8 protein-coding genes and 3 pseudogenes are annotated in these 12862 nt (G+C 39.7%); 2 read left to right on the forward strand and 9 right to left on the reverse strand.

From position 1 onward, the window contains the following. Positions 1–123: 123 nt before the first annotated feature. The 7 genes and pseudogenes from H1A11_RS18700 to H1A11_RS19870 form a co-directional block, all read right to left on the reverse strand. Positions 124–366, reverse strand: a complete 243-nt coding sequence (locus tag H1A11_RS18700; protein WP_181758117.1) for a hypothetical protein — start codon at positions 364–366, stop codon at positions 124–126. A gap of 77 nt (positions 367–443) precedes the next feature. Then, the gene (locus H1A11_RS19550) at positions 444–749 is read right to left on the reverse strand and encodes a hypothetical protein (RefSeq protein WP_255461610.1); all 306 of its coding nucleotides are present in this window, start codon (positions 747–749) and stop codon (positions 444–446) included. 62 nt (positions 750–811) lie between these two features. Continuing rightward, positions 812–988, reverse strand: coding sequence for a hypothetical protein (locus tag H1A11_RS19555; protein ID WP_255461611.1), 177 nt, complete (start codon positions 986–988; stop codon positions 812–814). Between the two features lie 37 nt (positions 989–1025). Then, on the reverse strand, positions 1026–1286 hold the full coding sequence (locus tag H1A11_RS19560; RefSeq protein WP_255461612.1) for a hypothetical protein: 261 nt from the start codon (positions 1284–1286) through the stop codon (positions 1026–1028). 176 nt (positions 1287–1462) lie between these two features. Continuing rightward, on the reverse strand, positions 1463–1798 hold the full coding sequence (locus H1A11_RS19565; protein WP_255461613.1) for a RagB/SusD family nutrient uptake outer membrane protein: 336 nt from the start codon (positions 1796–1798) through the stop codon (positions 1463–1465). Then, positions 1782–2027, reverse strand: a complete 246-nt coding sequence (locus H1A11_RS19570; protein ID WP_255461614.1) for a hypothetical protein — start codon at positions 2025–2027, stop codon at positions 1782–1784. The genes H1A11_RS19565 and H1A11_RS19570 overlap by 17 nt, the downstream gene beginning before the upstream one ends. Before the next feature lie 26 nt (positions 2028–2053). Beyond that, positions 2054–5034 (reverse strand): annotated as a pseudogene (locus tag H1A11_RS19870) (SusC/RagA family TonB-linked outer membrane protein). Positions 5035–5502: 468 nt separating this feature from the next. Between H1A11_RS19870 and H1A11_RS18715 the strand changes: the two are divergent. Continuing rightward, positions 5503–6723: pseudogene (locus tag H1A11_RS18715) on the forward strand (ATP-binding protein). Positions 6724–6858: 135 nt separating this feature from the next. Further along, positions 6859–8002: pseudogene (locus H1A11_RS18720) on the forward strand (ATP-binding protein). Between the two features lie 152 nt (positions 8003–8154). Here the strand turns inward: H1A11_RS18720 and H1A11_RS18725 are convergent. Both H1A11_RS18725 and H1A11_RS18730 read right to left on the reverse strand, forming a co-directional pair. Further along, a complete protein-coding gene (locus H1A11_RS18725) occupies positions 8155–9648 on the reverse strand; it encodes a RagB/SusD family nutrient uptake outer membrane protein (RefSeq protein WP_118275161.1) in 1494 nt (497 codons plus the stop codon). 18 nt (positions 9649–9666) lie between these two features. Continuing rightward, entirely contained in the window at positions 9667–12702 is a 3036-nt protein-coding gene (locus H1A11_RS18730) for a SusC/RagA family TonB-linked outer membrane protein (RefSeq protein WP_057097287.1), read from the reverse strand. Positions 12703–12862 lie beyond the last annotated feature (160 nt).

Raw genomic sequence — 12862 nt, forward strand, 5'->3', positions numbered from 1 at the left:
GAGAGGGTCAAAGTATAGGGGACATCACGCTTCATATTCTGGTAAGTCACCGTTATTTTTGCCTCTGTCACACCATCAGCAAAGCTTACTTCGGTAGGAACTGTAAAAATGCCAGCAGCATTCTCACCGGGAGTAACAGTTATTTTGTGTGGTGGAGGCTCCTGAACTTACTGTACGAAATACACTTACCTCGAAAGAACCAGACGTCTCGGTCAGCGTTATACTGCTTGATTGACTCGAAGGGAAGAAGACCCCTTGTCCATCGGCAGCAGCACCGGGATTCCAGTCAATATCGTCTGAACAAGCCGTCATTGTCAAGCCGCATACAGCCATGACCCAAAACAGTTTATTAAATATCTTATTCATATACAAATTCAATTATAAAGTTAGTTCATTTAATTTAATTGTTACCAGGCGCAAACTCTCCTATCGGAGTAGGACGCTTAGGAATAGCACCGGTCGGGTCCGGATTGTTCATTCCTTGAAGCGCGATATTTGAATCCACCTCGGTCTTGGGGATCATCAGCGGTCCAGTTAGGCTTCACACCTTTACAGTTGATCTTGAAGTTATCTTCTTTAAAATTGGTACCCTCATAGTGCTGAATAACATCCGGTTTCAAACGCTTGGCAGTAGGGAATGCAACCCCCTCTCCCCAAAACTCGATACGCATCTGCTTCAAGACCTCAAGTTGGAAACTGCGCAAATCGCCTGCGTTAAAACTGTAATCAGACTGACGATTTTGCTTCATAAAGTTATTCAACAGTTGTACACCTGCTGCCACACTCTGGCTGGCACCTACAGCTTCAGCCTCTATGAGTACATCTCTTCCACACGCATCACGGGAATATCAGCAGCCGCACCCACAGAATAAGTGCTATAGTCACCGCCCACGGGACGGAACTTCAATGACATATAATCCGGCTGTTCGTCCAACCACTCATTGCCTCTCACAGACTGGTAAGCGTAAACAGATCTGTCCGGGGTCAAGGTAAGAATATTTGCGGAAATCGGTAGTAGGAATCGGTCATAAAGTGAACGTGCCATTTTGGAGTTTAGACAAAGAAGCATATCCCCAATCCGCTTCATTGGAAATGTGACCGATGAAATTAGCAAGGTTACCCATGTTGGAAGCTGTGGGGTGAAGATACCACATCCATGCAGAAGTAGCCGTATTGAAACCTGTAGTGGGGTTATGCCACTGTGCTTCGTTCATAGGAGTTGCACCCGACTTATCAATAGCCTTGCGGGCATACTCGGCAGCTTTATCCAATTGGCCATCCCACATATATACCTTAGCTTTCAGACCATATACTACAGCCCAAGTCGGGAAAAATTCTTGCTAGTAGGTATATAAGACTCCAAACCTATCTCTGCTTTGTCAAGGTCAGAAAGGATAAAGTTCACCATTTCTTCGTGGTCGCACGCGATTGCTCTTCGCAATGTCATTAGTTGTTTCCTCAGTTACAATGGCACTGTCAGTCCCAACACCTTGCTACAATCAGTATAGATATTCTCTACTGGCTCGAAAAGCACCATCAGCGTATAATAGCTAAACGCACGGAAAGCATGGGATATACTGCCGAGTCCACGTATCTCATCGGTAATCGTGGGATCGGTAACGTCAACAACTGAAATCACGTCATTGGCCGATTTAACAAACTTATATAGAGTAAAGTAAGGCAAATATGAGTAATAACCATTGTCATACATCTGCAAGCTTGCATTGAAGGGCCACCACCAGTCATACCCATAGTCTGTGTCCACTACATCGCCCAACAATTCAGACTGTGCCAACATCAGCGAAGGATAGCCAAGGTCGTTTCATGGGTCTGGCTACCATACACCAGATAGCCTTGTACCATTTGTGACGGCATGCCACTGACTGCAGCCTCAAGTGCCGTAGCTGACGCACCGATTTGCTCGGAGTCGCAGTAGAATCTTCGGGAAAAACCTCTTCTATACAGCCGGTTAGTACTGTAGCCGATACCACCATGGCTGAAAACAACTTGAATATATTTTTCTTCATAATCATTGTTATCTATAATATTAGTTTTAGAACTCGAATGACACACCACCGGAGATGGTACGCATCGGTGAATAGAAAGTAGCGTTGGTCGTCTCGTCATATGATTGACGCGGGTCGAACCCTTTACGTTTAGACCAGTAGAAAACATTTTCTGCCGACATGTACACGCGCAAAGAGCTTATAGCCAGTTTCTTTGTCCACTTGGAAGGCAATGTATAGCCCACATTTATGTTCTGGATATTCAAGAAACTTGCATCGGTCAAGAAACGTGTAGATGATGAAGCCGGATATGAAGGGTCATTCATCATGAAACGCGGAATATCAGTGTTGGTGTTCTCGGGAGTCCATGACTTTAGGAATCCTTGTGATAGTTGTAACCTGCCGTGCCTTTGGGTGATGACATAAAGTATGCATACGTGCCATCATACTGCTTGCCGCCAATCTGGTAAGTGAAGTTAATACCGAAATCTACACCATATACTTTCAGTTTGGTACCGAAACCACCGTATACCTTGGGCATCGTGCTTTTCCTCTGTGATGTAATAGTCAGCTTCAGCATGGTTCCAAGTCGTTTCGCGTCCGTGATGTTGCCGGCCTCATCCTTAACATTCTTATAATACAAGGCTCTTCCCTCTTCGTCCACTCCGGCATATTCCTTCATACGCCATGTAAACATAGACAAATCTTCACCAATGAAGAAGCTTCCGTTAGAATAACCCTTATATCCCTTTCCGTCAGCTGTATACTCAGTAGTAATCAACTTGTCAGGATCAAGCATCGTAATACGGTTCTTCAAAGTTGAGATGTTCAAATTTACGTCCCACGTAAAGTTACGTGTATCGAAGATATTCACATTGAAATCCATTTCTACACCACTATTGACCATGTTACCAACATTGTCCAGATAAGAAGAATAACCCAATGAAGGAGCCACGGAGAATGAGAATAACATATCTGAAGTCTTGCGTCTGTAGTACTCTATGCTACCGGTAACGCGGTCCCACAATTGGAATTCCGCACCGATATTGAAATTGGTATTGGTTTCCCAAGTGATGTCCTTAGTACCTTTAGAGTAGAACGAAGTGCCGAGACTATTATTGGAATTAATAATATTAAATCTATCCGTATAGCGGAAATCACCGATGTTATCGTTACCTTGTGAACCGATTGAAGCCTTCAACTTCAGTTCCTGCACCCAAGAAGCATCAAACCAGCTTTCTTTGTTGATGAGCCATGCACCACCTGCCGACCAGAATGTACCCCAGCGGTGGTCTGGATGGAAACGGCTGGAAGCATCACGACGCAAGGAAGCTGAGCCGAAGATGCGTTCGTCATAGTTGTATTGCAAACGTCCGAAGAAGCCTTCATTGTTACGACGACTCTTATATGAAGAAGCACTCTGTCCATCTATAATGGCACCATCCAATTCCTGATTGTCCTGAGAGAACATCTGTGACTTACTGGCTCCCAAATAAGAAAGGCGGTAGTCATAATATTCATGTCCTAACAAAATATCGAAATTATTGCTTCCGAATGATTTGGCATATGAGACAAGTTGTTGCAAGTTGTAGTCGTAAGTTCTCTGATGGCTCTTGCTTACTGTACCACCGGTAGAATCGAAACTGTCCATAATAAGGATTATAAACATATGTAAAGCGTGTCTCATCCAAGTTGAAAGTACCATTGAATGTCACCTTTAACCCTTCTATAGGAGTTATGTCTACAAAAGCATTACCACTGATAGCATTTCCTTCAGCATTATGGGTGTTAAGTTTGTTGTCCAGAATAGGATTGGCATCAGGAATGAAAGGACGTTGCATACCTGCATTGATACCGCTACCGTAGTCCATCATTCCAATACCATTCTTATCAACCATGATACTGCCATCAGCATTACGTACGTAAGCAGGATAGATGGAGCCATTTGGGTAATAAATGCCCATACATTACCTTGAGAACTACTGGAACCATTATTACTCAATGAATTGGAATCAAATCGCGCATATGCCATATTACCACCGATCTTCAACCACTTCTTGGCTTGATAGTCGGCTTTTAAACGGCCAGTCAAACGTTTCAGGTCAGAACCTTCAGTGATACCCTCATTTCCAAGATAGCCTAAAGAAACATAGAAAGAAGATTTTTCATTAGCTGCGCTCACTGAGAAGTTATATTCCTGACGTAAACCGGTACGCATACCTACATCGTCCCAATCATCCGGAGTAAGCAGATAGTCGCGTCCTTTATAATTCACAACTCTACCCAATGTGGCATTGGGATTAAGCTTGCCATTCTGACCGATAAGGTATTGTCCTTCGGGAACCGTATAGACATTGTAACCCAAGCCACCGTTAGAGCCAAACAAATTGTTATTTGCCTCAAGCCATGCAGCCTGATCACTCATTCCCCCCTCATATTTATAGTAGTTTTTCATTGCCTCATAGTGCGTCTCATAGTACATGCCAGGATTGTCAATCACGTCATATTTCTGCAACGCACGGGTATTTGCTCCCCACTTGGCATCGAAAGTTACTTTGGCCTCACCCGACATATTGGCTTTCTTGGTAGTGATGATAATTACACCGTTAGCACCACGCGCACCGTAAAGAGCATTGGAAGCCGCATCCTTCAATACCGTCATTGATTCAACGTCGTTGGGATTGATATTATTGATATCACCGCTATAAGGAGCACCATCCACAATAATCAGAGGGTCGTTTCCTGCATTGAGTGAACTGAAACCACGGATCTTGATGGATGACTTTGAACCAGGAGCACCGTCATTGGATGTCAATGTCACACCCGGCACAGCACCAGCCAAAGCATCGGTAACGTTTGTCACCTGCGACTGCTCCAGCTTTTCCGTACCTATCACCTTAGCCGAACCCGTAAATGCAGACTTCTTTGCTGTACCGAAAGCAACTACCATTACCTCATCAAGCATCTCTGTATCAGACTTCATCACCACTTTTACGCTAGGTTTTATTGTCACCTCCTGGGTTTGCATACCAATATAAGAAATTACCAGAGTTTTCGCGGAACTACAATATATGTATATTGCTGAAAATTAATAATTTACAATCATTATAAAACAAGGCTTACTCTATTATATATTCTATATAAAGGTATATGGCGAAGGGAGGTAAGTGGTTTGAAGTACCCATTTCATACCATTTTGAATAATTAAAAGCTGATAATAAGCACGTTATTATTAAATTTCATTCTACCCTTTTAATTTGTGATGTACTAATTAACCCAACAAATGTTTTTTATTCAAGAATAACGATAAATTATATAGAGGAATTTATCTTGAAATATAGATTTTATCCATAAAAGTCCCAAAATTCTTTTTTGTTGAGAAATATTTAGTTTACATATATTATTTATAATGTATGAATGTGGAATATACATAGAAATATTCAATTATAATTGAAATATTTTATATCTTTGCATATAAACTAAATCATGTTTGAATATGAAAAATTATATCTCCCGTCCTTTATACATAAAGAGAATTGAACCGTTTATTGATAAAAGTATAATAAAAGTAATAACCGGCCAACGTAGGATAGGTAAAAGCTACATTCTTTTACAGATATCAGATATCATAAAGAAAAACATACCGGAAGCCAATATCATTTTTGTAGATAAAGAGCAACTTGCCTTCACGGAAATTAGGAACTACATGGATCTTTATCAATATGTTTTAAAGAAGGTTACTGGGCATAATCATAACTATCTTTTTGTAGATGAAATCCAAGAGATTGAAGAATTCCAATTGTGTCTGCGGAGTTTATTGAACGAAAATAAATGTGATATCTATTGCACCGGAAGTAATGCTAAAATGCTGTCCAGTGAACTTGCTACTCAATTGGCAGGAAGATATATAGAATTTCCCATTCACTCACTTAGCTATGGGGAATTCTTAACTTTCAATCAACGCCAAGACTCCACCGAAAGTCTAAAACTCTATCTTACATTCGGAGGTATGCCATACATTCATAATCTAACAATGGACAAGAATGTCATATTCGAGTATTTGAGAAACGTTTATTCTACTATCCTACTAAAAGATGTGGTTGCACGTGAATCAATCCGGAATGTATCTTTTTTAGAGAATCTCGTAGCTTATCTGATAGATAATACCGGCTCTCTTTTTTCTGCCCAGAATATTAGTAAATATTTAAAGTCGCAACACGTCAACATTCCCACGCAGACAATTCTGAACTATCTAAAGGCACTGTGCAATAGTTTCTTTATTACAAAATTCAACGAGCTGAAATCCGAGGGATGAAAATCTTTGAGATTGGTGAGAAATATTATTTTGAAGATTTGGGATTACATAATTCCATACAGCATTTTGATTTTCGAAAAGACATCAACAAGTTAATGGAAAATGTTGTATGCATTGATTTATTAAGATATGGATATGAAGTATATGTCGGAAAGAGTGGCAATAAGGAAATTGATTTCATTGCTTCCAAGGACGACCATAAAGTCTATATCCAAGTAGCATATATGCTTCCCGATGATGCAACTGTTAGGCGAGAATTTGGCAATCTTTTGGAAATAGCAGACAATTACCCCAAATATGTAGTTACAATGGATGAAATGCAAAGCGGGGGAAATTACAAAGGAATTAAACAAATTTCACTGGCGAAACTTTTTGTTGGCAGAGGATAAAGAAAGATTGTAAATCTATAATTTAATTTCCAATATGAGAAGAGTAAATCAACAGATTTCCTCTGACAGATTATATGAAACAAAGTTGGAGAATCGATACAAAAGCATTGTGATATTTGCATTATAATAAGATTATAATTTTTTTTGTATAAAGCATTCACTTTATGGAGAAGAATACCCTTTCATAACCAATGGATATATATCCGCTGAATATTTTTGTGACCGTGTAGCTGAAACCGGAACATTAACCCGTTATATCACAAATGGTAACAATGTAGCTTTAATATCTTCTCGTCGTTTAGGAAAGACGGGCTTAATAGAACATTGTTTTCATCAAAAGACATATCGAAAAGGAATATTATATTTTCTTGATTGATATATATGCGACTAAGAATCTTCAAGAGTTTGTTTTTGAGCTTGGCAAAGGAATTATGAATGGTCTGAAACCACGAGGTAGAAAAGCGTGGGATTTGTTTTTAAGTTGCTTGTCATCGCTTCGGGCGGGAATTTCATTTGATTTTGCAGGAAATCCCGGTTGGAATTTGGAGATGGGAGATATAAAAACTCCTTCTATTACTTTGGATGAAATTTTTTATTATTTGGAGAAGGCCGACAAGCCCTGCCTGGTGGCTATTGACGAATTTCAAGCTATTGCCAAATATCCGGGAAAAAATATTGAAGCTGTATTGCGTACCCATATTCAGCATTGCGCAAATGCAAGATTTATTTATGCAGGTTCCCAACGGCATATGATGGGCGAAATATTCACAAGTCCAGCACGCCCTTTCTATCAAAGTACAGCCATCATGGAATTACATCCAATAGACATAGGAACTTACACAAAGTTTATTAGGAAACATTTCCTCATAGCCAATAAAGACATTACAGAAGAAACTGTTCAGAACGTATATGAACGTTTTGAGGGCATTACATGGTATATTCAATTCATCTCCAACTCATTGTATGCAATGACAGCTACAGGTGAAATTTGTACGGCAGACAAAGTGAGCATAGCGATCGAAAACATTTTGTCTCAGTTGAATTTTACTTATTCCTCTCTTCTTTATCAACTTCCTCCCAAACAAAAGGAGGTATTGTTTGCCATTTGCAAAGAAGGAAAAGCAAGGGAAATAACTTCTTCCAGATTCTTGAAAACCTATAAATTGACAGCCAGCTCAGTACAAGGAGCTATAAAAGGATTGTTGGACAAGGATTTTGTTACTTGTGAACTTGGAGAATACAAGGTTTACGATAAATTCTTTGAAATATGGTTATTGAAGCAGTCTAAATAAGATTGATATGTCAGTGCATCTGCAATGATTTGTGTTGCCCTCTTTATACAACAAGAACCAGATTTCGTTATATTAAAAAAGGAGAGTATTCTAAATTTAGATACTCTCCCTCTTTTATTCATCTGATTTGCACAATCTAATGTGGCACTTTATCATTTCTGCAAATTGGGATTATTCGTTACTTCACGCTCTGGAATTTCAAAGATCAATCTGGAGTCATCGTATGAGATCGTTTCACCAGTCAATGCGTAGTTGTTGTCACCACGTACCATTGATTTGTGGAAACGTTTCAAGGTAAGTAAACCTCGTCCTTCGGCCCACATTTCTACACGCCAGTTGTAGTATATGTTTTCCAGTAATTGATCAGCATTCATATTGTCCACTTCTGCAGCCGTGGCCTGATCCCGCTGTTCTAATAGAGCCTTCAATGCTGCTTTTGCCTCGGGCAGATGATTTGCCCGTGCATTGGCTTCAGCATTTATCAGGTACATCTCTTCAACTCGCATGTAAACAATATCATTTGTCCATGTACGGTCTCCCATTGCTTTTCTTCCGGCATCATAAAATTTATACCAGCTAATCAATACAGACGGATGAAACCACTGTTTACGAGTATCTGTTTCAGGTATTTCATTATACAGATTATGGTCTATCATTTTATAATCACCTGCAGAACAGTAGCTATAAGTGAAATAATCTACCTGTCCCCAGAATGTGGGCAAACCTCCGGTGTTATCTTTGGTAATATCAAATGCCCACATCCATGAACCGATATTGATACTCCGGAATCCAGATTCGATAATTTCAGTTTCACTCATCAAAGGATATCCTGAGTTATTGATAATATCGGAAGTTAATGCAGCAGCATTCTCATATTCACCTTTGGTCAAATAAACATAGGCAAGTATTCCTTTAGCTGTCCATTGGTCGATTTGGTCCTTAGTGCCGTTGGGACGACCAATACCTGCTGCTTCCAACTCTTCCAAAATATTTATTGATTCCTTCAAGTCGATAATAACCCGTTCATACACTTCCTCCACTGTGGAGAGTCCTAATGTCTCTGCTGTGGTTTGAGAACGGTAAAGAGGTATGGCCTTAGCATTTTTATCAATATCGTAAGGTTTTGCATATAAATTCACCAAATTGAAATACGAGTGAGCCCTCAAAGCTTTTGCTTGTGCATAATAATTTTGGTTATCCTCATTAGCCGGTACACTTTCATCTCCTCCTACAGTGTCAAATATTTCATTGCAGGCCTTGATGATGCGGTAATAATACCTCCACAGCATGTAGGTTCTGTTTTTTGTGGTAGTATTACACTGCAATCTAGCTGCATCGCTAAACCAGCCGTAGGTTTCTCCGCTCATTGCCAGATCCCCACTCATTAAATCTGTGGCAATATCAATGGATTTTTGTCCGAAATCGTCGTGATTCGTTGTACCGCCTGTCTGCCAGGCAAATGTTGTGGAATACGTACCTAATGCCTGACCTAACATGATATTAGGATTCCACACTGCATTTTCTTTTATCTGGTCAGATGAAATATATCCATTTGGATCTTCCTCCAGAAAAGATTCTTTACAGCCAGAAAGCACCAAGGCTACTAATGCAGAACAAGCTGCTATTTTATATATTACATTTCTCATATTCAAATGATTTTATTGTTAGAACTGAATCTTAATACCTCCCATAATAGTACTCAATGGAGCATACTGACTTCTGTCAGAGCCTCCGGAATCCTCATTAGGATCTGTACTGACGGTATTTCCTGCCATTGAGACAAATCCCTTACGAGCCGAAATGAACATCAGGTTGTCACCGGAAACATAAACCGACAAGGAACCAATGTTCATTCTATTCATCCATTTTTTAGGGAATGTGTAGGATAATCTTACATTGGATAAATTCAAATAAGAACGACTGGTAATGAACCGAGTAGAAGATGCATTTGTATATTCATCATATCCGGAAGTTAAACGTGGCACGTCTGTTATATCACCCGGCTTTTGCCAACGATTTTCAATGTCATTATGCCAGTTTCCACTACCAGGTGTATTGTTAGACATTAATGTAGCATATACACCGTCGTAAGCATATCCTCCTAAGCTATAGGAGAAAGTCGTATTTAATTCGAAACCTTTAACAGCTAAATCAAAACCGAATCCCCCTTGTAAAGTCGGAATACCTGATTTCCCGACATATTTCTTAGTTGCGTTGTTATAATCGGAGGTCTTTTCTACTTCCAAACGCTCTATTTTATTGTTCTGCTGGTAAGTTACCATATCTGTAATCAAGTCCTTGCTTCCATCGGCTTTTACATTATAGTATGAGTTGTATAATGCCATACCGGTTTCTGGATCTACACCGGCATACTCTCTTATATAGAAATCATACAGAGAATGTCCTTTCGACCATCCGTAAGCACCTTGTATCTCCAATGGCTTTTCTTTTCCTGTGGTATCATCCATAGGCATCTGGGTCATTTTATTCTTATAATGTCCACCATTAACACGTAAATCAAGACTTATATCATTCGTTTTCACAAGATGTGCCACCAAAGAAAATTCGAGACCCTTATTGACCATTTTACCGTCATTGACGGGGTATTGTGCATATCCCAGCGATGGAGATACTTGCTTTAGGAACAACATATCTTTGGTAGTCTTATTATAGTATTCCACTTCACCTTCCAAAATATCGGCTATATTAAACTCGATACCAGTATTCCATGTTTCGCTGCGTTCCCATGTCAAATCAGGATTACCTTTATATTTAAAGCTAAAACTGATTTCATCATTTAGGTTACCGATCGTATACAAATCATTGTAAGGATAATAACCTGCAATGGTAGGATTGGTGATAAAGTCTTGGTTACCCAACACACCCCAACTTAACTTGTATTTCAAATTCTTCAACCAGCTCACGTCTTTCATGAAATTTTCGTTAGTGATGGCCCAGGCGGCGCCGATAGAACCGAATGTTCCCCATTTCTGTCCTTTGGCAAAACGTGATGAACCATCACGTCTTAATGTTCCATGAAAGAAATATTTATCGTTATAATCATATCTAATTTGTCCGAAGTAGCTTTCCATGTCAAACCCGTAGGTTTGAGAATCCATATAGTCCATAATTACAGCATTAGACCATTCTGTATTGTTAGGACGAACAATCTTTGATTTCTGGCCATAGTTGTCAGATGACTTGTAGAATGTAGATTCATGCGCAACGAATGCATCGAGATTGTGCACACCAAAACTTTTCTTCCATGACAATATCTGGTTTGACGTGAAGCTGAAGAATGTACTCATGTTTTTGAAAATACGTCCTAACCCCTCTGCATCACCATAATATGGATTTGTCAATTCATTGTTTTTTGTACCAAGATATTGCAATCCAAAGTTTACCGTTCCTTTGAAGTCTTTCAAGAAAGTTGCTTCAAACATGGCATTGCCGTTGAATGAATGAGATTGGTACTCATTCTTGTCCAATTGAATCGCTCCGGCTGGATTTACGCCTGAAGCGTAAGGACGTCCATAACCTTCAGCCATACCATAATCATACAGATATCCTCCGACCACATTATCCTTTATTTTATTGCCATCTGCATCACGTTGGAATACCGGAAATATGGAAGGCATAAAATTAATGAATTGGAAACCATTGTTCATGTTGTCACCTTGACCGGGCTTATTCAGTTCCATATAGCTATAAGCCATATTAACATTTGATTTCAACCATGAAGTGATGTCTTGAGACAGATTGGAACGGGCATTAAAACGTTCAAAATCAGAACCTATATAGTATCCTTCATCTTTCAAGTAACCGAAAGAGGTATAATGTGATAACTTGTCGCTGCCTCCTGATATCTTAACATTGGCTTCTACTTTTTCTCCTGTACGGAAAATATAATCTTCCCATTTCTCCGGAGTAAATTTGCGGACTACACCTGCCTTGAATTTGCCAGTAGAAGGGTCTATGACATCTCCCGTACTCCACATATTATATCCTTTGTATATTCCAGTATTTTGATAGCCTTTTTGAGGATCGTCATATCCCCACAGCAGCTTGCTTGCCATAGCTGCTGCAGCAGCTTCATCACGTCCACCAGCATATTGATATTTATTTTTAATGCCTTCCCATGTCAGCTCAATGAACCGCTCGGGACTTTCCATCGTATCATAAAGAGGTATTATACGGGTGTTGATACCATATTTTACATTTGCTTCAACTTGCGTTTTTCCTTTTTTACCTCTTTTGGTGGTCAGCAAAATTACTCCATTGGCAGCTCTTGAACCATATAGAGCTGTTGCTGTTGCGTCCTTCAATACGGTAGTTGACTCTATGTCTGAAGGATCAATTCCACTTAAATCTGAACCAAAGGGGATTCCATCCACTACATACAGCGGAGCACGGCTTGAATTTACAGAACCTAAACCGCGAATTCTGATGCTTGCATTTGAGCCGGGTTGTCCACTAGTTGAAATAACTTGTACACCTGCTACTTCACCGGTTAGCGCTTTAGATAATTCGGACGGATTTTTGTTAGCAATACGGTCTCCTTTAATTTCAGTAGCGGAACCTGTGAAGGATCTTTTTGTAGCAGTACCATAGGCAACAACTACAACTTCATCCAAAAGTTCAGTATCACTCTGCATGACAACCCGTACATGCGGCTTAATTGTAACCTCTTGAGTCTGCATGCCGATGTACGAAATTACCAGAGTTTTCGCGGAACTACACTATCTGTATTCTGTTGATAATAAAGAATATACAATAAGTCAAAGAATTGGCTAAAACAAGGAATACTCTTTTCAAAGCTGTCCTATATGGGTCTACAATAAACAAAACCTTACTTATGTG

Origin of the sequence: Bacteroides sp. CACC 737 (genome assembly GCF_013874375.1) — a bacterium.
In the GTDB taxonomy this organism is placed as follows: Bacteria; Bacteroidota; Bacteroidia; order Bacteroidales; family Bacteroidaceae; genus Bacteroides; species Bacteroides uniformis.